Source organism: Clostridium sp. TJA020, from assembly GCF_058310295.1.
In genome coordinates, this window is sequence record NZ_JBZEFC010000003.1 from 133,679 (window position 1) to 159,817 (window position 26,139).

General features: G+C 26.4%; 24 protein-coding genes. 2 read left to right on the forward strand and 22 right to left on the reverse strand.

The window, feature by feature from the left end; genetic code table 11:
- Positions 1–2: 2 nt before the first annotated feature.
- The gene (locus AC4FQ1_RS06640; RefSeq protein WP_303128739.1) at positions 3–2,168 is read right to left on the reverse strand and encodes a YhgE/Pip domain-containing protein; all 2,166 of its coding nucleotides are present in this window, start codon (positions 2,166–2,168) and stop codon (positions 3–5) included.
- Between the two features lie 231 nt (positions 2,169–2,399).
- Between AC4FQ1_RS06640 and yjeM the strand changes: the two genes are divergently transcribed.
- Complete coding sequence (gene yjeM / locus AC4FQ1_RS06645) at positions 2,400–3,896, forward strand: glutamate/gamma-aminobutyrate family transporter YjeM (protein ID WP_303128737.1); 1,497 nt, start codon at positions 2,400–2,402, stop codon at positions 3,894–3,896.
- Positions 3,897–3,941: 45 nt separating this feature from the next.
- Here the strand turns inward: yjeM and AC4FQ1_RS06650 are convergent, their stop codons facing one another.
- From AC4FQ1_RS06650 to rpsD, 13 genes are all read right to left on the reverse strand, one after another.
- On the reverse strand, positions 3,942–4,370 hold the full coding sequence (locus tag AC4FQ1_RS06650; RefSeq protein WP_303128735.1) for an MOSC domain-containing protein: 429 nt from the start codon (positions 4,368–4,370) through the stop codon (positions 3,942–3,944).
- A gap of 3 nt (positions 4,371–4,373) precedes the next feature.
- Positions 4,374–5,345, reverse strand: a complete 972-nt coding sequence (moaA, locus tag AC4FQ1_RS06655; protein WP_491169281.1) for a GTP 3',8-cyclase MoaA — start codon at positions 5,343–5,345, stop codon at positions 4,374–4,376.
- Between the two features lie 17 nt (positions 5,346–5,362).
- Positions 5,363–5,839, reverse strand: a complete 477-nt coding sequence (gene moaC / locus AC4FQ1_RS06660; protein ID WP_303128731.1) for a cyclic pyranopterin monophosphate synthase MoaC — start codon at positions 5,837–5,839, stop codon at positions 5,363–5,365.
- Position 5,840: 1 nt separating this feature from the next.
- A complete protein-coding gene (locus AC4FQ1_RS06665; protein WP_491147842.1) occupies positions 5,841–6,860 on the reverse strand; it encodes a molybdopterin-binding protein in 1,020 nt (339 codons plus the stop codon).
- A gap of 14 nt (positions 6,861–6,874) precedes the next feature.
- Positions 6,875–7,531: a molybdate ABC transporter permease subunit gene (gene modB, locus AC4FQ1_RS06670; RefSeq protein ID WP_491147844.1), complete on the reverse strand. Its 657-nt coding sequence runs from the start codon at positions 7,529–7,531 to the stop codon at positions 6,875–6,877.
- Between the two features lies 1 nt (position 7,532).
- Entirely contained in the window at positions 7,533–8,318 is a 786-nt protein-coding gene (modA, locus tag AC4FQ1_RS06675; RefSeq protein WP_491169282.1) for a molybdate ABC transporter substrate-binding protein, read from the reverse strand.
- Positions 8,303–8,794, reverse strand: coding sequence for a MogA/MoaB family molybdenum cofactor biosynthesis protein (locus AC4FQ1_RS06680; RefSeq protein ID WP_303128726.1), 492 nt, complete (start codon positions 8,792–8,794; stop codon positions 8,303–8,305). The genes modA and AC4FQ1_RS06680 overlap by 16 nt, the downstream gene beginning before the upstream one ends.
- Positions 8,795–8,799: 5 nt before the next feature.
- Positions 8,800–9,336 carry a molybdopterin-guanine dinucleotide biosynthesis protein B gene (gene mobB, locus AC4FQ1_RS06685; RefSeq protein ID WP_491169283.1) on the reverse strand — a complete coding sequence of 179 codons (537 nt, stop codon included), beginning with the start codon at positions 9,334–9,336 and terminating at the stop codon, positions 8,800–8,802.
- Positions 9,308–9,883, reverse strand: a complete 576-nt coding sequence (locus AC4FQ1_RS06690) for a molybdenum cofactor guanylyltransferase (RefSeq protein WP_491169284.1) — start codon at positions 9,881–9,883, stop codon at positions 9,308–9,310. The genes mobB and AC4FQ1_RS06690 overlap by 29 nt, the downstream gene beginning before the upstream one ends.
- Before the next feature lie 2 nt (positions 9,884–9,885).
- On the reverse strand, positions 9,886–11,079 hold the full coding sequence (locus tag AC4FQ1_RS06695; protein ID WP_491169285.1) for a molybdopterin molybdotransferase MoeA: 1,194 nt from the start codon (positions 11,077–11,079) through the stop codon (positions 9,886–9,888).
- Positions 11,080–11,136: 57 nt separating this feature from the next.
- Positions 11,137–13,212 (reverse strand): molybdopterin oxidoreductase family protein, encoded by a 2,076-nt coding sequence (locus AC4FQ1_RS06700; RefSeq protein WP_491169286.1) that lies wholly within the window; start codon positions 13,210–13,212, stop codon positions 11,137–11,139.
- Positions 13,213–13,815: 603 nt separating this feature from the next.
- Positions 13,816–14,535, reverse strand: coding sequence for a Bax inhibitor-1/YccA family protein (locus tag AC4FQ1_RS06705; protein ID WP_491169287.1), 720 nt, complete (start codon positions 14,533–14,535; stop codon positions 13,816–13,818).
- Positions 14,536–14,816: 281 nt separating this feature from the next.
- Positions 14,817–15,410 (reverse strand): 30S ribosomal protein S4, encoded by a 594-nt coding sequence (gene rpsD, locus AC4FQ1_RS06710; RefSeq protein WP_303131162.1) that lies wholly within the window; start codon positions 15,408–15,410, stop codon positions 14,817–14,819.
- Between the two features lie 302 nt (positions 15,411–15,712).
- Between rpsD and rd the strand changes: the two genes are divergently transcribed.
- A complete protein-coding gene (gene rd, locus AC4FQ1_RS06715; RefSeq protein WP_303131161.1) occupies positions 15,713–15,874 on the forward strand; it encodes a rubredoxin in 162 nt (53 codons plus the stop codon).
- A 63-nt stretch (positions 15,875–15,937) separates the two neighbouring features.
- On the opposite strand, the gene AC4FQ1_RS06720 is transcribed toward rd, so the two are convergent.
- The 8 genes from AC4FQ1_RS06720 to AC4FQ1_RS06755 all read right to left on the reverse strand — a co-directional run bounded on the left by AC4FQ1_RS06720 (position 15,938) and on the right by AC4FQ1_RS06755 (position 26,137).
- Positions 15,938–17,110, reverse strand: coding sequence for a cation:proton antiporter (locus tag AC4FQ1_RS06720; RefSeq protein WP_491169288.1), 1,173 nt, complete (start codon positions 17,108–17,110; stop codon positions 15,938–15,940).
- Positions 17,111–17,506: 396 nt separating this feature from the next.
- Positions 17,507–17,905, reverse strand: a complete 399-nt coding sequence (locus AC4FQ1_RS06725) for a hypothetical protein (protein ID WP_491169289.1) — start codon at positions 17,903–17,905, stop codon at positions 17,507–17,509.
- A 104-nt stretch (positions 17,906–18,009) separates the two neighbouring features.
- Positions 18,010–20,613, reverse strand: a complete 2,604-nt coding sequence (clpB, locus tag AC4FQ1_RS06730; protein ID WP_303129465.1) for an ATP-dependent chaperone ClpB — start codon at positions 20,611–20,613, stop codon at positions 18,010–18,012.
- A gap of 397 nt (positions 20,614–21,010) precedes the next feature.
- Positions 21,011–22,270: a helix-turn-helix transcriptional regulator gene (locus AC4FQ1_RS06735; RefSeq protein ID WP_303129466.1), complete on the reverse strand. Its 1,260-nt coding sequence runs from the start codon at positions 22,268–22,270 to the stop codon at positions 21,011–21,013.
- A 15-nt stretch (positions 22,271–22,285) separates the two neighbouring features.
- Positions 22,286–23,587, reverse strand: coding sequence for a helix-turn-helix domain-containing protein (locus tag AC4FQ1_RS06740; protein ID WP_491169290.1), 1,302 nt, complete (start codon positions 23,585–23,587; stop codon positions 22,286–22,288).
- A gap of 276 nt (positions 23,588–23,863) precedes the next feature.
- Positions 23,864–24,919, reverse strand: a complete 1,056-nt coding sequence (locus AC4FQ1_RS06745) for a DUF2776 family protein (RefSeq protein WP_491169291.1) — start codon at positions 24,917–24,919, stop codon at positions 23,864–23,866.
- A gap of 280 nt (positions 24,920–25,199) precedes the next feature.
- Positions 25,200–25,373, reverse strand: a complete 174-nt coding sequence (locus tag AC4FQ1_RS06750; RefSeq protein ID WP_303129469.1) for a YtxH domain-containing protein — start codon at positions 25,371–25,373, stop codon at positions 25,200–25,202.
- Positions 25,374–25,468: 95 nt separating this feature from the next.
- Complete coding sequence (locus tag AC4FQ1_RS06755; RefSeq protein ID WP_303129470.1) at positions 25,469–26,137, reverse strand: ribonuclease H1 domain-containing protein; 669 nt, start codon at positions 26,135–26,137, stop codon at positions 25,469–25,471.
- Between the last annotated feature and the right edge of the window lie 2 nt (positions 26,138–26,139).

Here is a 26,139-nt window from a genome sequence, read left to right on the forward strand (position 1 = left end):
CTTTATTCAGCTATTCTTGATTCCTCAAATTTATCCTCAAATCTTTTTACATATTTCCATATCTTTTCTTTAAAGAATGTTCCTATTATAAAAAATATTGCTGCAAATAAAAGTAACATAAATATATCTAATGCAACACTACTTAGAAGAGGTCCTGCTATTGCCTCTCTATACCCTCCAAGTGCATATGTAAATGGAAATAATGGTTGTAATACTCTAAAAAACTTAGGGTCTACTTGTATTGGATAACTTCCTCCTGAACCTGCTATTTGTATTACCATATATATTATCGCTAATGCTTTACCAACATTTCTAAATAATGAAACTAGTGTATAAACTATTATACAAAAACTAAATGACGCTAATACTCCAAAGAAAATAAACAAAGGTGTATTAACTGTTTGAACTCCTAATATATATTTGTCACCTGCTGCTATAATAAAGCCTTGTATAACAGCAAGAAAAGTAAATGTAACAAGTTTTCCTAAATACCTATCTCTTATTGTAAGATTCTCACTTCCCTCAAATGGTTTTATTTCAGTAGAAAGCAGTGATGTCAATACAAGACATCCAACCCAACTTGCAAGTACTGAATATATTGGTGCCATTCCTGATCCATAATTTGCAATTTTATAAATTGATTCATCTTTAACATTAAAGGGACTTGAAATATATGAACCCATAATTTCCGGTTTACTTTGAAGGATTGTTACTATTTCACTTAAATTATTATCATTAATTTCCTCTAGCTTTTTGCTTAATTCACTTATACTATCTTTAAAGTAATTAAATTTTTTAAGTAAATCATTTGATATATCAGATGTTAAATTTGTAGCATTTACTCCAGAATTAAGTATACTATCAATACTAGCTATCATATCTTTTGAACCATCTAAAATCTTATTAGCTTCATTTGTAGCATCTATATAATTATTACATATTTTATTTATTGAACTTTTAGTTGAAGTATTATATTCACCTAATATACTCTTAACTTTACTGCTCATACTTGAATTTATTGATGTTATATCTTTAACTATACTAGAGCTTAATTCCCCTTGTGAACTAAATGAAGTTTCTAATTCTTTCAACTTATCTTTTTCACTATTTAATGTTGATTTTAAACTATCTAATGATGTAATTACATTTGATAAGTCAATATTATTTGTATTAGTATTTTTATTTAATTCTTTTAAAAACTTACTAATAGTATCAACATTATTTATAGTATAATCTATCTCTTGACTTATAGAAGATATAGCTGTACCTACACCATCTTTACCTCCCGATGATATTGAATCATTTAAACCTTTTATAAGTGAACTTATTTTTTTATTTGATGAACTTATCTGATTTATGTTCATATCTAAACTGTCAAAAGAATTATTTATAGCATTCTTTGTATATGTAGTTAATTTTTTTGACTGATTCGCCCCATCTTTTATTGCATCTACACCTTTTGTTAATTCTGGCATAGTTGCTTTTACATTATTTAAATATGTATTAAGATTTTTAGCATTACTACTTGTAGAATTTAACGTGCTAATTATAATATCCATATTTTTATTTATTTTTATTATTGCATCTTTTAATCCTATTATTTGATCTTTATTTGCTTGAAGAGTTTTACCAACATTATTTAATGATGCAAAAATTGTTTTATTTACTGTTGATACAAAATTAGATTTTATTTGATCAACTAACTGTTCTTCGGCAACTTCTGTTATTTTTCCTGCAACTGGATTTGACTTAGTATCAACTTTGTATATAATTTCCGGCTTAACTGGTTTATCTGTTGCAAGGCTTGTTAAATCTTTTGAAAAATCTTCTGGAATTTCAATTACTGCATAATAATCACCATTTAAAATTCCAAGCTCTGCCTTTTTAGAATCTACAAAAGTCCATCCTATAGCCTTATTATTTTTAAGTTCCGAAACAACACTTTTTCCAATGTCTATATTTTTATTATCAATTGTTGCTCCTTTATCATTATTTACAATAGCAATAGGAACTGTACTAGTATTTTCATATGGATTCCAGCAAGCTTTTATATTTACCCATGCATAAAGTGAAGGAATAATACAGAGTCCACCAATTATTAAAATTGCAACTGGATTTTTTATTATTGCCTTCATATCTCTCTTAAATATAGAAAGAATTTTTTTCATAACTGACCTCCAAAGTTTATTAATAATACTATTAATATTATCAGCATTAAATGTATTAAATTTTAAATTTTATTAAACATTCTATGTACTTCCATTTATTATTTTATATTAAATAAGTATAGTCCACTCATATTGTTAAATACTATTAATAAAATATTAATTTATACTTCATTATTTCATAACTTTAATGTGATAAAGTAAATTATTAACATTACTTCTAAGGAGGAGCTTATGAGCAAACATAATAACAAAAAACTTACATTAATCGCACTAATATTAATGACATTTACATCAGTTTTTGGATTTACAAATATAGCTAGAGCATTCTTACTTATGGGATATTCAGCTATACCTTGGTATATAATTTCAGCAATAACATTTTTTATTCCATATTCATTTATGCTTTCTGAATATGGTGCTGCATTCAAAGACGAAAAAGGTGGAATTTATTCTTGGATGAATAAATCTGTCGGCCCTAAATATGCATTTATAGTTACTTTCATGTGGTATACTTCTTATATAATTTGGATGGTTTCTACATCATCATCAATTTGGGTACCACTTTCTAATGTTATATTTGGAGAAGATAGAACTTCAACTTGGAGCCTTTTTGGAATGAATGCCTCACATACAATGGCATTACTTGGCATAACTTTATTTATCATAATAACATTTGCCGCTTCAAAAGGTTTAAAAAGCATAACAAAAGTTACATCAATAGGTGGTACTTTTATAGCCTTAGCAAATATAGTTTTATTAATTGGTGCAATAGTAGTTCTTATTGCTAATAAATTTGAACTTGCACAACCTATTAGTACATATTCACTTATTTCATCACCAAATCCAACTTATCAATCTCCAATTGGAGTATTAGGATTTATGGTATTTGCAATTTTTGCTTACGGTGGACTTGAAGCAATCGGAGGATTAGTTGATCAAACTGAAAATCCTGAAAAAACATTCCCAAAAGGAATTAAAATAGCAGCTGTAATTATTGCTATTGGTTATTCTTTAGGAATATTGTGTGTTGGTTTCTTTACTAATTGGTCAACAACATTAAATTCTTCAACAGTAAATATGGCAAATGCCGGATATGTTGTTATGAGTAATTTAGGTTATACTTTAGGTTTAGCCTTTAACCTTGGAACTTCTGGAGCTCAAATACTTGGTGCTTCATTTGCAAGATTTATTGGACTTTCAATGTTCTTAGCCTTAATGGGTTCATTCTTTACCTTGACTTATTCACCTATTAAGCAACTTATTGAAGGAACACCAAAAGAAATTTGGCCAAAATCATGGAGTGAACTTGATGAAAATGATATGCCAAAAAATGCAATGTGGATACAATGTATAATTGTTGTTGCTATAATTTTAATTTCTTCACTTGGTGGTAAAACTGCATCAGCTTTCTTAAACTACTTAATTCTTATGAGCAATGTTGCAATGACTATACCTTATATATTTATAGCATTTGCTTTTATTGCCTTTAAGAAAAAAGAAGAAATACATAAACCTTTTGTTATGTATAAAAACCATACTACAACAAAAATTTGGACTGTTATTGTAATAATTACTATTATATTTGCAAACATATTTACAATAATAAAACCTGCTTTAGATTCAGGAGATTACGTTGCAACTTTATTTCAAATTGCAGGTCCTATAATATTTGGTGCAATTGCATTAATTCTTTATGATAGATATGAAAAGAAAATGAAATTAAAATAATATAAATAAAAAAATGACTATCTTAATTGATAGTCATTTTTTTATTTATATTAACTCTGCTATATCATTAACTCTGATAGTTCCACCTTTTAATACTTTTGTAAAAACACCATGTATAGGCATTATACATTTTCCTACTCTATGAAATATTTCACATTCACTATGACACTTCTTGCCTATTTGAGTTACTTCTAAAATAGCTTCTCCAATTTTAACTTTTTGTCCTATATTTAATTTATCAACTTCAATTCCATCTATTACAATGTTTTCGCCGAAGTCCCCAAACTTAACATTTCCACCTTGTTTATTAAAATCATCTATTTTTTTAAGTTCTAAAAGACTTACTTGTCTATGCCATTTTCCTGCATGCGCATCATCTTTAACACCAAAATCTTCTATTAAAATAGCCTCTTCTACTTGTTTCTTTGCAGTTCCTTTTTTAGGACTTGTACAAATCGCTACTATTTTTGCCATGAATTAGCCTCCTATTTCATTCATAAATTTTATTTCTTTGTTTTCATCAACACTTTTGAAAAGATATTTTTCTGGCTTATTATATATAGCTTTTTCTATTATATCCTTTATCTCTTCATCATTTGCTCCTGATTTTATTATAGATTTTAAATTTATTTCACTTTTCCAATTTAAACATTGCTTTAAATATCCATCAATTGTAATTCTTATTCTATTGCAATCTTTACAGAAACAATTACTCATTGCACTTATAAATCCAACTCGTCCTAAAGCCCCTTTAAGTTTTATATATTCTGCCGGTCCGTCATGAGAATTTCTTTTAATTTCCTCAAATTCAATATTACTTTCTGTTATGAATTTCAATATATTCTCATTAGATAATCCTTTAAATTTCTTACCTTCTCCAATTGGCATAAGTTCAATAAATCTAACATCAACCGGAATTTTTTTTGTTAAATCTATTAAATCCAATATTTCATCATCATTAATACCTTCAACTATAACTGTATTAAGTTTAATCTTAATTCCAAGCTTTATCCCCTTGTCTATAGCTGATAAAACTTTACTTAAGTTTCCACCTCTTGTAATCTTAAAATATTTATCTTTATTTAAAGTATCAAGACTTATATTTACTTTTTTAAGACCACACTTCGATAAAGCTTCAATTTTATCATCTAGCAATATTCCATTTGTAGTTATTGCTATTTCTTCTATTCCGTCAATTAAATCTATGTTTTTTATTAGATCTACTACCCCGTCCATAACAAGAGGTTCTCCTCCTGTAAGTCTTACTTTTCTAATACCAAGCTTAGAAGATAAGTTAACTATTCTTTGTATTTCATCATTAGAAAGTTTTTTTTCATCACTACAAAAAGTATTTCCTTTCTCTGGCATACAATATAGGCATCTTAAATTACACTTATCAGTAATAGAAATTCTAAGGTAGTCTACATTTCTTCCAAATCTATCTAACACACTACCACCTCAAAGCTTTAAAAATTAAATTCTCCACTTTTTCCACCAGTTTTCTTAACTAAATGTATTTCGCCTATTTCCATTCTTTTATCTACGGCTTTACACATATCATATATAGTAAGTGCAGCAACTGAAACACCAGTTAATGCTTCCATTTCAACTCCTGTTTTGTCAACAATTTTAACTTTAGAATTTATTATTATTTCTGAATTTTCTTCATCTATATCAAAATCTATACTACATCCATCTATCATTATTGGATGGCACATTGGAATTAAATCTGATGTTTTCTTTATTGCCATAATTCCTGCTACTCTTGCAACAGCTAAAACATCACCTTTTCCTATTGTACCCTCTTTTATTCTATTTATTATTTCTTTACTTGTTTTAACTTTTCCCGTAGCTATAGCAACTCTTTCTGTTTTATTCTTAAGAGCTACATCAACCATAATTGCATTTCCTTTATTATCAAAATGTGTTAACTTATCATTCATTTTATTCTCCTTTTCCAAATGAACAATGAGGGAATGTACAAACTTCACAGCTTAAACATAAACCTCCATGTCCATATAAAGCAATATCTCTAAGATTTAGCTTCTCATCACTTAATATTCTTGGAAGAACTAAATCAAAAATTGTTCTCTTACAATACATAACGCATCCTGGAAGGCCTACTATTGGAACATCACCACTATATGCTAATAAAAACATTGCTCCTGGTAAAACTGGTGCTCCATATGTTATAAGGTTAGCTCCACATTCTTTTATTGCTGTTGGAGTAACGTCATCAGGATCCACTGACATACCACCTGTACATACTATCATTTCTGCTCCACTTTCTAATGCTTTCTTTATTTCAGAAACAATCATTTCTTTGTTATCTGGTAGTATAACTTGATTTTCTAATGAACATCCATAGTATTCTAATTTTTTTCTAACTGCAGGTCCGAAGGCATCTTTAATTCTTCCATGATAAACTTCACTTCCTGTAGTTATCATATGTACTTTTTTAGGTTTTATATCAATAACTTCTATAATTTTTTCATTTATTAAATTTTCAGCTTCTATTATTTTTTTCTCATCTATTACTAAAGGAATTACCCTTGTAGATCCAACTAATTCTCCTTTTTTTACAGGAGTATTGTTCTGTATAGTTGCAACTATTATTTCTCCTAACATATTAAGCTCTAAAAGTTTTTCCTTGTTTATTTTTAAAAGACCGTCCTTTGAAGCCATAAAGCTTATTTTTCCTTCTTTTATTTCTCCAAATTCTAATCCTTCTCCACAAACTAAGTTTTTAAGTCTTATAGCTGCATCATTTTCATGAAGCATACCATCTTGATTTTCCCAAACATATATATGCTCTTTCCCTATTGATAATAATTCCTTTATATCTTCTTCTTTGATTATATGACCTTTTTTAAAAGCTCTCCCCTTAAATTCTCCTGGAACTATTTTTGTTATATCATGGCATAATACCATACCTACTGCATCTTGTACTCTTACACTTTTCATTTCTATTTACCCCCTTATGCTATTCTCTTAAGTATTTTATTATATAAAAAAGTTAATGTCACTGAAATAATAACAATTGCTATTAGTATAATCTTAGAAGTTCTGTCATCATTATTTTCTATAGCATAATACATAGCCATTGGAACTGTTTGAGTTTTACCCGGTATGTTCCCTGCTACAAGTATTGTTGCCCCAAATTCCCCAAAAACTCTAGCTATACTTAATATTATTCCTGTAAATATTCCTTTTTTACATAATGGTAAACTTATTTTTCTAAATACTACTCTATCTCTTGCTCCCATTTCTTTTGCTGCATTTTTTATATCTTCATCTATTCCTATTAATTGCGCCTTTATACTCTGATACATTATAGGCATAGAAACAACAACCCCTGCTACTACAGCTGCAGTCCAAGTAAATATTATTGTTATATTAAAGTTATTCAAAAGAAATTCTCCTATAAAACCTCTTTTACCTAAAGATATAAGTATTAAATAACCAATTGCAGATGGTGGCAAAAACATAGGAAATAGTATTATTGTTTCTATAATATGTTTAAGCTTTATTTTTTTTTCAATTAAAATGTATGCTCCAACTATTGATAAAATTAAACTTATAATAACTGCAATTACAACTACTTTAAATGATATAATAAAAGCATTTATTAACATATTATTCTACTCCAAATCCATATTCCTTAAATACTTTTTTAGATTCATCACCTTTTAAGAATTCAACAAATTTCTTGCTTTCTTCAGCATTTTTACTATCTTTTAATACACATAAAGAATATTGGATTTTCTTGTGATATTTATTTGGTATTTCATAAGCTATATTAATACCTTTAATATCTTTTGCATCTGTTTTATAAACAAATCCATAATCTACATCTCCATTTTCAACATAGCTTACAACATTTGATACACTTTTAGCATATACGAATCTATCTTTTAATGAATCCCATAATTTTAAATTATCTAATGTTTGTTTTGCATATTGCCCTGCTGGTACTGTTTTTAAATCACCTATTGCAATTTTTCCTTTAGTATCTTTTAAATCATTTAATGATTTTATATCTTTTTTCATATCGTTATTTTCTATTAAAACTAATGAATTTGTTAAAAAGTTATATGTATCATCTTTATTTACTAATTTTTCATTTATTAATTCATCCATATACTTAGTATTTGCTGAAAAGAATAAATCAACATTAGCACCTTCTGATATTTGTTTCTTTAATGTACCTGATCCACCTGTATTATAAGTTATTTTAATTCCTGTTTCTTCATTAAATTTCTTAGCTATATCTTCCATAGGTTTTTTAAGACTAGCTGCTATACTTACTGTTAACTCTTTTCCTTCTGCCTTTTTACTATCATCTTTACTAGCACATCCAACAAGTAATGTAGTTACAAATAAACATGATATTAAAAATGCACTAATTATTTTCTTGCGCATTCTGAAGCACTTCCTTTCATTATGTCCAATCCATGTTTTAAGTCCTCTAATATGTAATCTAAGATTTCCTCACATGCCTTAGGACTTCCAGGCATATTAACTATTAATGTTCTTTTTCTAATTCCTGCTGTTCCTCTTGAAAGCATAGCTCTTTTTGTTATAGTAAAACTATAATTTCTTATAGCTTCTGCTATACCTAAAGCTTCCTTTTCTATTACATCCTTAGTAGCTTCTGGTGTTATGTCTCTCTCACTAAAGCCTGTACCACCGGTTGTAAGTATTAAATCTAAATTAAGCTCATCTGCCATATACTTCATTTCTTCTGATAGCTTAATTCTTTCGTCTGGAAGTATTGTATATCTTTCTAATTTAAAGCCTTTAGATTCAGATATTTTCTTTATTACTTCTCCACTTTTGTCTTCCCTTTGCCCTTTCGAGCCTTTGTCACTGCTGGTTATTATTCCCAAAGTATACATATCTATCAACTCCTCTCTATTTGATTATATTTTAAATTTTCCAATAAGTCTATTAACATTTTGTAATCGTTATACTTAATTTCTTTTATTTTATTTAAATTAAGTGGAATATCCGTTGCTACACATATTAATTTATCATTTGGCGTTATAATTCTACTACTTACTCCTTTCCTAAATACTTCAATTTTCTTTAAATTACTTTTTTTATAACCTTCTACAATAATAAAATCTTTATCATTTAACAGTTTTATTAAATTTTCTAATTTTTCTTCCTCATTAACTTCCTTTATCATTGCCATTCTGGTTTTTGATGATATTATTACAGTTGATGCTCCAGCCACTCTATGTTTATACGTATCTTTTCCTTCTTTATCTATATCAAATCCATGTATATCATGTTTTATAGTTCCAACTTTATAACCTCTTTTTACCAATTCTTTTATAAGTCCTTCAATTAATGTAGTTTTACCAACATTAGACCTTTCTCCTACAATATTTACAACAAAAGGACTCTTATTTAAATTTTCTTTTGCACAACTCATTATACTCAACCTCTGTATTTACATTTATAAAATTGTTTATTTCATTACATTCAATATATTTTGTACTAATTTTTTCTAATAAATTTTTAAGCTTATAATCTTTTTTAAAAATCATTGACTCTATAATTTTTAAAATACTTTTTTTATATATTCCACAAAGAGGATTTATTTTTCCATTTACTACTGGTATTAAAGCATCCTCATTAAACTTATAACTTGAAATATAATTCAAAAAATCTTTATTTAAAAAAGGCATATCACTTGCAACCACCAAAGAAGATTCAAAGTTGCTTTTTTTAAGACATGAATATATACCTCCCATTGGACCTATATCTTTAAATTCATCTTTAACTAATAAAGCTTGATTTTTAAATTCTTCATAAAGATTAATATCATTACAAGATAAAATTTTTTCTTCAAAGTCTGATGTTTCTAAAAAAATTTTATCTATAAACCTTATGTCATCTATCTTCAAAAAAGCTTTTGTCTTATAGTTCATTCTGCTATTTTTACCACCTGATAATATTATTACAGACTTATTTATCATATTTAAATTAATACCTCTACCTTCTCACCTTTTTTTAGTTCTTTCATTTTTGGAATTTCAAGTATTGCATTACTGTTTATCATAGTGTGAACTTGCCCTGGAGTTTGATATACATTATTTATAAAAACTTTATTTTCATTATCAATATAAACTCTTAAAAATCTTCTTTTATTTGATAATTTAGTGTAATTGTCCATTAATATTCCTATTCTCTTTTTGATACATAAACTATCTGTATTGTACATTTTTGATAAAGCATCTCTACATGTTAATTCAAACGTCGTTGCTGCTGCCACTGGAGTACCTGATAATCCTATATATAATTTGTCTTCTTTAAATGCAGCAAACATTGGTGAACCTGGCTTTATATCAACTTTCCAAAATAATATATTATATCCTGCTTTCTCAGCACTTATCATAACTCTATCTTTTTCACCAACTGATACTCCACCAGTTGAAATTATAATGTCACATTTATCTTCTAAGTACTTTATAGCTTTTATTATTTCCTCATCCTCATCACAAATTAAATTATACAAAATACTTTCAAAACCCAATTCTGAAAGTCTTGCTTTTAAAAAGTATCCATTACTATTATAAATTTTTCCACTTTTTAATTTTGTTCCAGGATTTTGGATTTCATCACCAGTATTTATTATTCCAACTATTGCTTTTTTATAAACTTTAACCTTATTAAATCCAATTGAGGCAAGAGCTATAACCTCTGATGAAGTTATAAGTTTTCCTCTTTTTAATAATTCTGTTCCTTCTTTAAAATCTTCACCTTCATAACAGTAATTATCATATTCATTAAGTGCAGTATATATCTTAACAAATTCTACTCCTTCATCAGTATCTTCTTGTCTTATTATTGTATCGGCTCCTTCTGGAATTGGTGCCCCTGTCATTATTCTTATAGCTTCATTTTGTTTTACTATTTTATCTGATACATACCCTGCATATATTTTATCTATTACTTTTAAATTAATAGGATTTTCTCTCGTTGCACCTTTTGTATCCTCGCTTCTAATAGCATATCCATCTAAAGGAGATCTTGGAAATGGTGGGTTATTTATAGGAGAATATATATTTTCATATAAAATTCTTCCTACAGAATCTTCAATATTAACTTCTTCTGAACCTAAACTTTTCACTTTTCCTAAAATTAATTTTTTAGCTTCCTCTAAACTTATCAAAAATAACCCTCCTTAAAACATTAATGCCCACTCTTTAAAAGAATGAGCATTATTTAATTAATCTATTTTCTTTAAATTACATGTTACATATTTATATGATGGCTCTCTTGAATATGTGTCATATTTTCCTTTTGTTAACATATTAATTTCTATATAATGCATAGGTCCATACATCTCATCTTTTAATAAGCCATCATTTATTTTAGCAATTACTCTTACAGTTTCTCCATTTGATGATGTAACTTCTATTATATCTCCATCTTTAACATCATGCTCTTTCGCTATTTCTGAACTAATTTCAATATAAGCTTTTTCTGAAACCATTTTTGTAACCATAGGAATTTCCCTAGTTCTTGTTTGAGTATGCCATTGTCCTACAGTCCCTCTTCCTGTATTAAAAATATAAGGAAATTGTTCTGTTTGCTTTTCATTATTTTCCATTATATCTTCATACATAAATTTCATTTTTCCATTAGGTCTATAATAAATTCCATCTTCAAAAAGTCTTCTTTGGTCTTTCTCTAACTTATCTCCCTTTTTAAAAGGCCATTGTACTCCGTTCCCTTCTCTAACCATATCATATTCTACTCCAGTAATATCACATGGCATACCTTCAGTAGATTTTTTTAGAAGTTCAAATACATCTCTTGGAGTTTTCCAAAACTTTAATTCTTCTTCTTTTCCTAAAGCTTTTCCTATTCCTCTTATAATTTCAAAATCAGTAAGCTCTTCTTCACCTCTTAAAAGCATAGGAACTAATGCTGACATTCTACGTTCAGTATTAATATATGTACCATTTTTCTTGATTCCTGGTATAGCAGGTAAGAAAAGATCACATAATTTAGCTGTATCAGTGTCTGAGTATAAATCTTGAACAACTAAAAAATCAATTTTTTCTGCAGCTTCTTTAAATTTTTTGTTATCTATCCATGAATCAGCTGGATTTGTTGAAACTATCCAAAGTGCTTTTATATTTCCATCTAATGCTCCTTGTATTATTTCTGGATATGCCATAGTTGGTTTTTTAGGGATATGCTCATCTTTTATTCCCATAACTTTTGTTATAAATTTTCTATCTTCTTCATTAGCATAATCTCTTCCGCCATAAATACAAGTTGTATTACTAAATAATCTTGACCCCATAGCATTACATTGACCCGTAATTGAATTAGGACCTGTTCCTTCCCTTCCTATATTACCTGTCATTACACAAATATTTATTATAGCCTGAGCAGTTCTTACAGCTTCATAACCTTGATTTACTCCCATAGTCCACCAAATTGAAACCTTTTTACCGTTATGTATTGTTTCTGCAAGCTCTAATACTCTTTCCTTTGAAATTCCTGTAGTTTCATAAATATTATCTAATTTATACTTTTTAACGTGTTCTTTGAATCCTTCAAAGTCCTCTGTATATTTTTTTATATATTCTTCATCTATGTATCCTTTTTCTATTAAAACATTAGCTAATGTATATAAAAATCTTAAATCAGTTTTTGGTTTTATTGGATACCAATCATCACATCCCTTTACAGTTTCTGATTTTCTTGGATCTATAACAATCTTCTTAGCATCTTTATTTTTTCTTATTCTTCCCCATAATATTGGATGAGCAACAGCTGGATTTGCCCCTATAAATATAAGTGTATCTGAAAGTTCTAAATCTTCTAATGTGTATGGTGGTGCGTCAAATCCAAAGCTTTGCTTATATGCAACAACTGATGTAGCCATACAAAGTCTTGTATTTCCATCTCCATGCATTCCCATAAGCCCTCTTCCTACGTATCCTAATATAGCCATTTCTTCCATAGGAAGCTGTCCTGTACTTATAAAAGCGGCACTTTCTTTACCATATTTATTTTGAATCTCTGTCATTTTTTTAGCAAAAACTTCAAATGCTTCTTCCCATGATATTTCATGCATTTTTCCATCTTCACCTCTAAGAAGAGGAAGTCTTTGCTGTCCATACATAGTAAGTTGCTTATCTAGATTAAGTCCTTTTATACAAGCCATTCCATCATTAACAGGGTAACCTTTTTTTCCCATTATTTTAACTATTTTATCATTTTCTATATTAAAATTAAGATTGCATCCAGTAGAGCAATAATTACATACTGATTGTTTAACATCCATAAAAAAACATCTCCTTTTAAAGTCCTAACTACTTTTAGTTGTTATAATTTTAACATTCATTTTTCTTTTATAACGTGATATTTATCACACTTATTGAAATTTGAATAAATTATATATAATATTTTTTAATTTTTAATAGGTTATTATTTCTATAAATTATATACTTTACTTATCCATAACAAAGATATTTAAATACTATTATATTTATTAAAAATTAGTCTTTCAACACTCATATTACTTTTTTAAATAAATATTCAATTTGATTTATTATTACATTCATAAATACTATATTTTAACTTTCATTTAAAATTTTAATCATTAAAATATATACAGAATTCTCCCTTATACTCCTTATTCATTTAATATTTACACTTTAAAATACTTTTAAACATATTAAATATATCAACTTATTTATCACTTTTAAATTAACCTTTTATCCAAAAATATATTAAAATATAAAATTTATTGCTTAATTATTATTTTACTTATATACCTTAGATTAATAAGCTTTATATTTTATCTTAACAATGTAAAAAATAAAAGGTAAGTTCTATCACAAACTTACCTTTAGTAATTTATATATAATAATTACTTAATTATATACTAGTCATTAATTGAAAAAATTTTTCCTAAAAATCGTATAAGCTCAGTATATAACCATACAAGTGTTACCATTAGCCCAAAGGCTGAGTACCACTCCATATATTTTGGAGCTCCAACTTCTGCTCCCTTTAATATAAATTCATAATCTTGAATTAAACTTATTGTAGCTATTAAAACAACTACTAAACTAAATACTATCCCAATTATACCGTTTTCATAAATAGGTAATACTATCCCAAAAAAACTTAACAAAACTCCCATAAGTAAAGTTACTGAAATAGTTGTAATTGCAATTCTTACACTTTTTTCTGTTCTCTCTGCAATACTTGGCTTTTTACCATATACAAACAATGTAACTATTACAGCAACAATTGTAATTAATATAGCAGGTATTATTATACCCGAATAAAAATTATCAAAAACCTTTGATATGCTTCCCAAAAATAATCCTTCAAATGCAGCATATATTATAGAGGAAAATTGAGCACTTTTTGGTGATATAACCGTAAATATTGCTACAGCAAATGTTATTATTGCTACTAACATAATAACGCTATCGCTATATGGTATATAAAACCAACTATAAATAAATGCTCCTGTTACTATAGAAAGTAATATCAATATCTTAGTTATTGTTCCACTAATTGACATTGTAGTACTATCATAAGTAGCATTTTTAAATCCTCTAGCTAAAGCTGGATTAATCTCTTCAATACCCATAAAAAACACCTCTCATATTAAATTTTATTAATTATATTATACAGTGTAATTATTTAGATTTGTTGCATATTATGTTTAAAAATATAAATTTTTACAAAAACTTATCTATTTTATATATGAAACGTAATAAAATTACCTATTAATAAAAAGAATAAAAATAAATAATTAAATTATAAAACATAAAAATAAGTACCAAATCCCAGCACAGATTTGGTACTTACATAATGGCAAAATATACTGTATTAATATACGAGGCTTTAAAGGCTATATTCTAATTCATACTATTTAGAATAAAACTCCACTATTAATTGTTCATTAATTTCTATTGGTAACTCATTTCTCTCTGGTTCTCTAACATAAGTACCAACGAAATTTTCAATATCTTTCTCTATATAAGGGAAAGTATTTAATTCATTTTCTTTAAATGTATTAACAAATAATTCTACTTTACGAGATTTCTCTCTAAGAGTTACTATATCTCCAGGATTTAGTTTGTATGATGGAATATTCACTTTCTCTCCATTAACTAAAAAATGACCGTGATTAACCATTTGTCTACTTGCTCTTATTGAGTTTGCAAAACCCATTCTGTAAACTATATTATCAAGTCTTGATTCTAATCTTAATAACAAAGCATCACCAGGTTGAATTTTTGCTTTAAATGCTTCTTGAACATATCTTTCAAATTGCTTTTCAAGCACTCCATAATAAGCTCTAAGTCTCTGTTTTTCTAATAACCTTACGCCGTAGTCAGATAACTTTTTATCTGCTCTACTTGTTCCTTTGCTCGCACGCTTCATTGCCTTTGGATGACCTATGACATTAAGTCCAAGTCTTCTGCACATCTTAAAACGTGGTCCCATCATTTTCGCCATTTATTTACCTCCTATAAAAATACTTTATGTACACATAATATCATCTTATCGTAATAATTGAAAATGATTATCACTATTAAATTCTTTCATTATTTTTATTTATCTTTTTCATATTAACTTTTTCTCCTATTTATTTATTAATACTTTATTTTTGAAATAAACTTAATAAAATTTTATATTAATAGATATATATTAAATATATATTTACCATTAATATTGTTCATCTAAATTTAATCCATTTTATAAATAAATAGTTGTATAATTATCATATAAATAGCAATAAGCTTTTAGGAGGGTTTTTTATGAAAAAGTATATATGTGATGTTTGTGGTTATATTTATGATCCAGCTGTAGGTGATCCAGATAATGGAGTTAATCCTGGAACTAGTTTTGAAAATATTCCAGATGATTGGGTTTGTCCTTTATGTGGAGTAGGTAAAGATCAATTCTCAGAAACTGAATAATAATAAATATAAAATAAAAAGCAAGAAAATAAAATTTTATTTTCTTGCTTTTTATTTACTTAATTAATTCTTAAATGCAAACTTTAATAATACAGGTGTAATTACTGTTGTAAGAACTACTACTATAACTATTGGTCCTAATATCATTTCACTTATAACACCTGCTCCAATACCTTTACTTGCAACTATAAGTGCAACTTCTCCTCTAGACACCATTCCAACTCCTACTTGAAATGATTCTTTATTACTATATCTAAATAGTTTTGCTCCTAACATACACCCTATAATTTTACTTATTAATGCTACAATAAATAATATTAAAGTAAATGCTATTATTTTATTAGACATTCCTGAAATCTCAACCTTTATTCCTATACTTGCAAAAAATATTGGAGATAATAACATATATGATAATATATCAAATCTTGAATTAATATACTTTGTTTTTTCAGTATTAGATATTATAAGCCCCGCAATAAAAGCTCCTGTAATATCTGCAACTCCAAAAAATTCTTCTGCAGCATATGATAAAATCAAGCAAAATACAAAAGAGATTATTACAAATCTCCTCATATCTTTATGATATCTTTTTATAAGTGTTTGAAATATTAAATAAAAAATATATCCTATGCAAATAGAGAAAATAAAGAATAATATAATCTTTAAGAAAACCTTCCATATTACAACTGATGAATCTGATATACTCATAATTATTGTAAGTCCTATTACTCCTAAAACATCATCAATAAGAGCTGCTCCAAGTATTGTATTTCCAGCTTTAGTATTTATTTTCCCTAATTCTTTTAAGGTTTCAACAGTTATACTAACAGATGTTGCTGTAAATATTACTGCTATAAATATGTTTTGTAATAATTCATTTGAACTTTGGTTAAAAAGTTTACCTCCATAAAATATACTTGATACTATAAAAACAAGTCCTAGTGGAAATAATACTCCAAATAGTGCAACTACAAAAGAAACCTTTCCTATTTTCTTAAGTTCAGTAATATCTGTTTCAAGTCCTGCTGTAAACATAAGTACTATAACTCCAAGTTCGGCCATTTGTTGAATAAATTCAGTTTCCCTAAGTGTATTAAACATAGCTGGTCCAAGTATAAGCCCTGCAAGTAATGCACCAACTACCTGTGGCATTCTAAATTTTCTAGTTAATATTCCTAAAAATTTTGTACTTAATAAAATAATTGCTATATCTAATAGAAATCCGTAATGTAACATACTCCAATCCCCCACATTTTTACGCAAAAATTGTTCGTCCATTATAAATATTTCCATATATAAATATGCAATTAATTCTATTCTTATTTATAAATTATTTTAAATATAATAAATTTTAATCGAAACAACTTATAATATTTTATTTTTTCTCATTAATAATAATAACTTTTTAATTTTCTTTTTACTTATAACAACTTTGTAATTATTAAAATAAGTTTTAAATCAAAAAATTTAATTGTTTAACCTATATATCTTTAACTTTTTTATTAATAAAAAAAATCAGCATATATTAAATATACCGATTAAAATTTATATTAATAATTATTTATTTTTATAATTAAAATTTATAATTAAAGTTTGACTAAATTATAAGAAAAACATTTTTTTCATATTTTTTTATAATCTACCCTCTATTATATCATTAACATTTATTAATATTTTATCTAAACCATAGTGAGTAGTATTTATTTTTGAATTTCTACCTAAAAGATTACTTATTACTTCTTGTTGTTCTTCTAAAAAAGCACCTGAATTTTGTATAGCTTCAAAAACATCATCTAAATAATATATTTTAGGTTCTCCTTCTTCAGCACCAATTATCGTAGATATTCTATCTCTTGCATCTTCTTTTGTTAAATCATAATTTTCATAAACTTCTTCCATTGCATGAAGTCTTACTCTTTCTTCATAATATCTATTTATATAAGCACTACAACCTTCAATATCTTTAAAGGTAACACCTCTTCCATCAGGAAATACTACTAGATAATTATCTTCTGGGGTTATGTATTCCATTAAAATCCCTCCTAATTTACATTTTAAAAAACGGGTAGGAAAAGATATTAATCTTACCCACCCTTCTTGTCTTTATTTTATGCTATTTAGGGGTTTATATACTTTTAATTATTAGGTTTAATTGTTAAATTATCGCCTTCACCGTCAATTTTTACAATTGAACCATAACCAATAGTTCCTTTAATTATCATTCTAGCTAATCTATTTTCTAAAGTATTTTGAATATATCTCTTAAGTGGTCTTGCACCATATACTGGATCATATCCTTCTTTAGCTAATATATCTTTAGCTCCATCTGTAACTTCAAGCTTAATATTCTTTTCTGTTAATCTCTTTTCAACATCTTTTAAGAATATATCAATAATTTTCTTAATACCATTTTCTGATAATGGTCTAAACATTATGATATCATCAACTCTATTTAGGAACTCTGGTTTAAATCTTGATTTCATTTCATTCATTACATAGCCTCTTGCTTCTTCTGAAATCTCACCATTTTTTGTTCCTTCTAATAAGAAATGTGAACCTATATTTGATGTCATAATTATTATAGTATTTTTAAAGTCTACAGTTTTACCTTTATTATCTGTAAGCCTACCATCATCTAGTATTTGTAGGAATATATTAAATACATCTGGATGTGCTTTTTCTATTTCATCAAATAAAACTACTGAATATGGATGTCTTCTAACAGCTTCTGTTAATTGACCGCCTTCTTCATATCCAACATATCCTGGAGGTGGTCCAACTAATCTTGAAACTGATTGTTTTTCCATATATTCAGACATATCAATTCTTATCATACTTTCTTCACTATCAAATAATGTTCTTGCTAAAGTTTTTGCAAGTTCTGTTTTACCAACACCAGTTGGTCCTAAGAATATAAATGATCCAATTGGTTTATTTTCATCTTTAAGTCCAGCTCTTGCTCTAAGTATAGCGTTTGATACTGAATCAACAGCTTCCTCTTGATCTATTACTCTTGATTGTAACTCTTCATCTAATCTTAAAAGTTTTTCTCTTTCACCTTCCATAAGCTTTGTAACAGGAATTCCAGTCCATTTTGAAAGAACTTCTCCAACCTCTTCTTCTGTTACTTCTTCTTTTAATAAAGCACCATCTGAGTTTTCTTTTACTTCCTCTTCTTTTGCTTTAATCTTTTCTTCTAATTCTGGAATTATACTATATCTAATTTCAGCTACTTTATTATAATCATAATTTCTTTCATATCTTTCAAGATCACCTTTAGCTTCATCTAATTGCTCTTTTAATTCTCTAAGATCAACTATATTTTCTTTTTCTTTTTCATACTTAGCACTCATTCCATCATTTTGTTCTTTAAGATCTGCTAATTCTTTTTCTATTACTTCTAATCTCTTCTTAGAATTTTCATCTTTTTCTCTAGATAAAGCTTCTTTTTCAGTTTCTAATTGGAATATTTTTCTTCTAACAGCATCAAGTTCTGTTGGAAGTGAATCAACTTCTGATCTTATCATAGCTCCAGCTTCATCAATTAAGTCAATTGCTTTATCTGGTAAATATCTATCTTGAATATATCTATCTGATAATTTAACAGCTGCAACTATAGCCGAATCATGTATTCTAACTCCATGGTGAATTTCAAATCTTTCTTTTAATCCTCTTAGAATTGAAATTGCATCATCTACTGATGGTTCATTTACAATTACAGGTTGGAATCTTCTCTCTAGTGCTTTATCTTTTTCAATATATTGTCTATATTCATCAAAAGTTGTTGCACCAATACAGTGTAATTCACCTCTTGCAAGTAATGGCTTAATAAGGTTACCTGCATCCATTGCGCCATCTGTTTTACCAGCTCCAACAATTGTATGAATTTCATCTATAAATAATATTAATCTACCTTCACTATTTTGAACTTCTTTAAGTACAGCTTTTAATCTTTCTTCAAACTCTCCTCTATATTTAGCACCTGCTATAAGTGAACCCATATCTAATGAGAATATTACTTTATCTTTTAATCCCTCAGGTACATCTCCATTAACTATTCTTTGTGCTAAACCTTCAACTATTGCTGTTTTACCAACACCAGGTTCCCCAATTAATACTGGATTATTTTTAGTTCTTCTTGAAAGTATTCTAACAGTTCTTCTTATTTCTTCATCTCTTCCAATAACAGGGTCTAATTTATGACTTTTAACTAATTCATTTAAATTTGTACCATATTTAGCTAAAGCATCATAAGTTCCTTCTGGATCTTGAGTATCAACTCTTTGACTTCCACGAACTTCCTTTAATACTTCCATAAATTTATGTTCTGATATGTCATACATATCTAATAAATGTCCAACTTCTCCATTTTTATCTATTTCCATAATTGCAAGCATTAAATGCTCAACACTTATATATGAATCTTCAAATTTCTTTGAAATCTCATCTGCCTTTATTAAAACTTCTTGTATTTTCTTTGTTATATAAACATTTGATTCTGCACCAGATGATGCTGTTACCTTAGGAAGACGTGAAATTGCTTGATTTATTGCGTTCTCTAAGCTCTTTACTTGAATTCCCATTTTGTTTAATATATTTGGAATTAATCCATCTTGTTGTTCTACTAAACTAGCAAAAAGATGAATTACATCCATTTGTTGATTATTATTTTTAACGGCTATTAAGTTAGCCTCATTTAAAGCATTTTGAACTCTTAGTGTCATTCTATCTACATTCATCTTTAATTCACCTCTTACGTATTTTATCTTGATATCATAATATTATATTAGTCAAAGAAAGTCAAAGTTTGATTTTTGAATATTTTTTTTGGTTTTTTGAATATTTACTTATAATTACTCTTATTTTCTATATATTACTCCATTTTTCTTAGTTTTTTATTTTGTTAACAATCATAATAAAAAGATTTTTCTTAAACTAATCCTAAACCTTTTAAAATAGCCATTCTTTTTTAAAAATAAATTTATATAAAATCTTTTATTTACTATAAATTTATTTTTCTCTATATTTCTTTAAAAATTCTTCATTATCTATTAAATTTATGTATAAAGTTTACAAATTTATAATTAAGCATAAAAAAAAATACCTATAAATTTAACTTATAGGTATTTTTTAAAATTATATTTTACTTTTTATATTCATAGCTAAAGTGAAATACTTTATTGAATCTTGTATTTCTTGAGTTTTATGATACATATTTGCTATATCAATATATCTTTTATATAAATCACTTTTAGTTCCAAACTTAACTAATGAATCTAAAGATAAATTCATATATAACTCTGCTTCTCTAAATCTATTTTGTCTTTGAAGAAGTATTCCTTTTAAATAATATGCCTTTTCTATAAGTATTATATCATTTATTTCAATTGCAATATTTAAAGCTTTATCCACCAACTCTTCTGCAAATTCTAATTTACCATTATCTTTAAGTATATTGGCAAATTTTATATATATTTCACCTATTTCATAAGTAAAATTTTGAGGTAAAAGTGATATTGCTTCATTAATTTGTCTAATTGCTTCATCTTCTTTATTTATTAAGAAATAAGCTTCTGCATAATCTATTTTAAATGATACAATTTTAGTTATATCGTCTAAAAGTTCTGATGACTTTTCAATATCTAATAAATTTAAATTATTATTTAGTATTGCAATAATATTATTTGCATAATACACTTTACTTATTATTTCCTTATTTTTTATATTAATTGAAAGCTCTTTAGCTCTTTTTAAGTATTTTTCAGCTTCATCATATTGATTGCACTTTAAAAAACACATTCCCTCTCTATATATGCTATAGCAATAAATCTCCTTTTCTTGGTTTTCTTTATTTTTTTCTAGTGTTTCAATAACCCTAATGTAATAAGTTTTAGCTTCACTATATTCTTTTATTTTGTAAAAATACTCTGCCATATCATTAAAATATATTATATTATTTTCATCAGAATTATTTCTTCTATATAAATCATAATATTTTGGAATTATATCTAATATTTCATCTTTTTTATTATTTAATAAATAATAATTGAAAAGCTTATGAATTAATTTAAATGCTAATTCATAATATTTATATCCAATTGCATAATCTAAGTTTAATTTTATATCGCTTTCTAAAGATAAATTTGATGTTTCTCCCTTTTCAAAAATATCTATATTCTCTATTATTTGATCATAAACATCTTTAGCAATATATTCGTAATCTAATTCTATTACATCTGAAACGTATCTTAAAATTTCTTCATCAGCTTTAACTTTACCATTTTCTATACAGCTCATTTTAGAAATAGATATTTTATTACCGCATAATTCTTTAAGTGTAATACCTCTATATATTCTTGCTCTTTTTATTTTTTCTCCTGTTGAAAGTATCTCCATAATTCCCCACCTTCTTTAGTTAGCTAGTATTCCAACTTTATTGAAAATTCTAACCCCTTCATTTAAATATAATTTTGCTGCATCTTCTTTTTTATTATCTATATAAAACTTACCAATCATAATTGCAATCTCTCCTGCTACTTTTAATAAGTCATTTTCTACTGCAATTGTGTAAGTTTCTAATAAAACCTTTTCAGCTTCTATATTATCTTCGTTTATAATAAGTATTCTATATTTTATTAAATTACATTCTATTAATTCTTCCATATTATTTTCTGGTAATTTTTCATAAATGTTATTTAAAACTTCTGTACACCTTTTAATATCTTTTACTTTCAAATAATTTCTACACATATTTATAAGTGTATCTATAATCTTATTGTCATTATTTTGTATTCTAATATTTTTTGCTACTTCATATCTTTTAAATGACTCATCTATATTCTCAAAATTATAAAAAAGCTTACCAAGTTCATTTTCTAAATCTGAAGTATTTGATATATCTTCAATTTCTCTATAAAACTTTAAAGTTTCATTTGAATATTTTATTGCATTTTCTAAGTCTCCATTTTCGTTACATTCTTCTGCTAATTTTAATAATATTTCTGCATGTTTTTCTTTATTATTTACTATATCTAATTTCTCTTTAGCTAGTATAGAATAATTCATAGCTTGTCCTATATTATCCATTTCAAAATATGTTTTTGCTAAATAAAAATATATTTCTCCTAAAAGATAATATTCTGTAAGGTTATTATCTAAAAACACTTTTTCTGCTTGTTTTAAATAACTATTTGCTGAATAATAAGTTCTAAGCTTTAAAGCTATTTTTGCAAGATTTAAAAAAGTTTCTATAATTTCTCTATAATTATTATTTTTAGTAAAAATAACATTAGCAGATAAAAAATTTTGTTTAGCTAAATTCAATTCATTTTTACTTAAATATATTTTAGCTTTAAGATTTATAAGCATTCCTTTTTTGCATTCTAGATTATAATTATTTGCATATTCTAAAGCTTTTGATATGTAATTTTCGCTGATTTCATATTTTTTATTAAACATATAAGCTTCTGCTATTTGCTCATAATAAGTACACACTTTATGGGCTTGGCTTTCTTCTGATTCCATTAAATATTCTACTGTAGTTTTTAAATTACTAGCCAAATATTCTAATAAATCCATTGATGGATTGGATCTACCTGATTCAACTAAACTAATTTGTCCTGGTGTTATTCTGTCTTTAGCTAAATCTTTTAAAGTCATATTTAATTTTTTTCTTTTTCTTTTAATTTTTTCTCCTAAAGATAAAATCTCCATACAGTATCTTCCTTTGCTTTATATTATTCATTTTTTATTAATCTTATTCATATTTTGTTTAAATTTAAATTAATTATATCACGATAATCTGAGAATATACAATATTTTTGTTAAACTTTGTTATTTTTTTTCATGCAATAATTTAATTTAAATTAAAACTTTGTTAACTGATTGATAATTTTATTAATAAACTACTTAATACAAAAAAATATCAGTTATAAATATTAAAACTTATAACTGATATTTTTAATTTATTTATATTTATATTAAAATCTATTACTTTGATGTTCCACTTTCAAGTATTGAAACTATTGAAAATAATGTAAAACACACTGCCCCTAGTCCAACCATAACATGTGCTGGAACAAAATAAGCTGAATTAAATAAACTTGCTTCAAACAAATAAGATGATAAAAATAAACATATAAGAGCTGTTACTACTGGAATTATAGGTATTCTGTTTGCTAACTTAAATTCTCTACGCCATACTGCTGCTAATAATATAACTTTACTTGATATACTATAACAAATAAGTCCAAGACCAATTAATACTATCCCTGGTGCTATAAATGCATCATTAGTACAATTTATTAATACCATTGCTCCCCATAATACGTTTATAGTTCCAATTAAGAGCACAAATATACTCCACTTCCATCTTTCTTCATTAGTGAATATATTTTGTATTTGTCTAACTATACTTGCAACTAACGCTATTAAACATGAACATATAAGAGATAGACCAATAACTACATGTGCTGCTATAAAATATGGTGGTATACTCTCTTTAAATAACAAATAAAATCCTCTTAAAAAACCTATTATTGCACAAATAGCCGGAACTGCTATCAATATCTTTCCTTGAAAATCTGAAAAAGCATTTGTTTGTTTTTCACCATATTTTAATGTTGCTTCATTTTTTGTTATAAGTACAAACTTAGTTGATGCTGTTGCAACTGTGGAAACACAACAAGCTATTAAGCCTATAGCAAAAACAATATTTCCTGATACAAAATACGGTGCATTATCTCCAGCCGTTTTCCAAATATAAACTCCTGAAAATACAGTAAATAAACTAACTGCATATCCTATTATAGGGAGTAAAAATTTATAAAAATTATTATATTTGTTTATTAATTGTCTTATAATTGTTGCCGCTGTTGTAAATAAAGCAATACATATAGCAGTTAATGCTATAAGTACATGACTTGCAACAATATAACCTTTACCTGTCGTTTCTTCTAGCACCTTAACATAAAATCCATATGTTATACATATAGCTCCCATTATTAAAGGAACTAAACGAAAAAATACACTCATGAATCTATTCATATTTATCCCTCCATTTTCCTAGAGATAAATAAAAATCAAAATTATTTATTATACAAAATCCCTTTGATTTTTATTTATTATCCAATATATATAAATTATATGATTAGCCAAAATTGAAGTCAAAGAACTCATAGTTAAAATTTTTAAATAATTCCTAATCAAAATTTGATAAGTTGTAAATTTAACTAAAATCTATGAAAGTAGTATTTAAATAATTTATTTAAATAAAAAAGGTTTATTAAATAGATATCTATTTAATAAACCTCAAGCAATAAATTAATTATTTCATCATTGACATCATATTTTCTACAGTATCACCTGCAGCATTCATTAATCTTTTTCCTGCTCTTTTAACAGTTCTTTGTGTCTTTCTATCTAGTTGTGGTAATACTGCCATACTTATTGCTGTTCCTAGTGCTGCACCTGCAACCATTCCTTTGATTAATTTACTCATAAATAACACCTCTTTATAATAATTATTTTTGATGCTATATTTATGGTATGTAAATTATTACTTTTTAAACTAGGAATTATGTTTATATTTTATCATTAAATTCCAAGTGCTGATTTTGCCAAAATATCAGCTCTGTCATTAAATTTATCGCCACTGTGACCTTTTACCTTTTTAAATTTAATATTTATTTCTTTCATTTTATTTTGCATAAAACTATGATAATTTGAAGTTATTTCATTATTTCTTTTCCAAGTTCCTAATGCCCAACTTTCAATACCTTGATAATCATATACTATATAAACTTCATTGTATCCATTATTTATAGCATATTCTACTGCTTTCATTGATCCTAATACTTCTCCAGAAACATTTCTAAGTGGAATAGCCTTTTCATCATTTCCAGCTCCATTTTCTTCATATATAACTTCACCATTTTTTGTTGCTACAAGTCCATAAGAAAAGTTTTTCTTTTCTAAAGAAAAGCTTCCATCAACATATATAACTAAAGAATCTTTTAAATCTAATTCTCTATCTTCTTTATTTAACCTTGATGTTTCACTCACTATTTTTGGTTTTGAAAAATTAAAATCTCTACCTTTTCCTTCAGCATTAAGAAGTATAAATTCCTTCGCTTCATCCATAGTTTTAAAACTTTTATATATAGCTCCCTTAAATCCTATTACTTCTTTTTTGCATTCATCCCATGAAGTAAATATTTTAGGTTCTCCTGATTTTCCTTTATATACTGAATAAAACTTTGCCATTT

What these genes read in the sequence shown, in the direction of transcription:
- AC4FQ1_RS06705 (WP_491169287.1), bottom strand. Translation starts at nt 14,535, where the DNA reads ATGGGTATTGAAGAGATTAATCCAGCTTTAGCTAGAGGATTTAAAAAT.
- AC4FQ1_RS06720 (WP_491169288.1), bottom strand. Translation starts at nt 17,110, where the DNA reads ATGTTACATTACGGATTTCTATTAGATATAGCAATTATTTTATTAAGT.
- AC4FQ1_RS06680 (WP_303128726.1), bottom strand. Translation starts at nt 8,794, where the DNA reads ATGTATACTTTGGGAATAATAACCAGCAGTGACAAAGGCTCGAAAGGG.
- AC4FQ1_RS06755 (WP_303129470.1), bottom strand. Translation starts at nt 26,137, where the DNA reads ATGGCAAAGTTTTATTCAGTATATAAAGGAAAATCAGGAGAACCTAAA.
- AC4FQ1_RS06750 (WP_303129469.1), bottom strand. Translation starts at nt 25,373, where the DNA reads ATGAGTAAATTAATCAAAGGAATGGTTGCAGGTGCAGCACTAGGAACA.
- clpB (WP_303129465.1), bottom strand. Translation starts at nt 20,613, where the DNA reads ATGAATGTAGATAGAATGACACTAAGAGTTCAAAATGCTTTAAATGAG.
- modB (WP_491147844.1), bottom strand. Translation starts at nt 7,531, where the DNA reads ATGTTAATAAATGCTTTTATTATATCATTTAAAGTAGTTGTAATTGCA.
- rd (WP_303131161.1), top strand. Translation starts at nt 15,713, where the DNA reads ATGAAAAAGTATATATGTGATGTTTGTGGTTATATTTATGATCCAGCT.
- AC4FQ1_RS06740 (WP_491169290.1), bottom strand. Translation starts at nt 23,587, where the DNA reads ATGGAGATTTTATCTTTAGGAGAAAAAATTAAAAGAAAAAGAAAAAAA.
- mobB (WP_491169283.1), bottom strand. Translation starts at nt 9,336, where the DNA reads ATGAGTTGTGCAAAAGAAAATTTAAATAAGAGTCCTTTTGTTGTAAAT.
- AC4FQ1_RS06650 (WP_303128735.1), bottom strand. Translation starts at nt 4,370, where the DNA reads ATGGCAAAAATAGTAGCGATTTGTACAAGTCCTAAAAAAGGAACTGCA.
- modA (WP_491169282.1), bottom strand. Translation starts at nt 8,318, where the DNA reads ATGCGCAAGAAAATAATTAGTGCATTTTTAATATCATGTTTATTTGTA.
- AC4FQ1_RS06700 (WP_491169286.1), bottom strand. Translation starts at nt 13,212, where the DNA reads ATGGATGTTAAACAATCAGTATGTAATTATTGCTCTACTGGATGCAAT.
- AC4FQ1_RS06640 (WP_303128739.1), bottom strand. Translation starts at nt 2,168, where the DNA reads ATGAAAAAAATTCTTTCTATATTTAAGAGAGATATGAAGGCAATAATA.
- AC4FQ1_RS06725 (WP_491169289.1), bottom strand. Translation starts at nt 17,905, where the DNA reads ATGGAATACATAACCCCAGAAGATAATTATCTAGTAGTATTTCCTGAT.
- moaC (WP_303128731.1), bottom strand. Translation starts at nt 5,839, where the DNA reads ATGAATGATAAGTTAACACATTTTGATAATAAAGGAAATGCAATTATG.
- AC4FQ1_RS06665 (WP_491147842.1), bottom strand. Translation starts at nt 6,860, where the DNA reads ATGAAAAGTGTAAGAGTACAAGATGCAGTAGGTATGGTATTATGCCAT.
- yjeM (WP_303128737.1), top strand. Translation starts at nt 2,400, where the DNA reads ATGAGCAAACATAATAACAAAAAACTTACATTAATCGCACTAATATTA.
- AC4FQ1_RS06745 (WP_491169291.1), bottom strand. Translation starts at nt 24,919, where the DNA reads ATGAATAGATTCATGAGTGTATTTTTTCGTTTAGTTCCTTTAATAATG.
- AC4FQ1_RS06690 (WP_491169284.1), bottom strand. Translation starts at nt 9,883, where the DNA reads ATGATAAATAAGTCTGTAATAATATTATCAGGTGGTAAAAATAGCAGA.
- rpsD (WP_303131162.1), bottom strand. Translation starts at nt 15,410, where the DNA reads ATGGCGAAAATGATGGGACCACGTTTTAAGATGTGCAGAAGACTTGGA.
- AC4FQ1_RS06735 (WP_303129466.1), bottom strand. Translation starts at nt 22,270, where the DNA reads ATGGAGATACTTTCAACAGGAGAAAAAATAAAAAGAGCAAGAATATAT.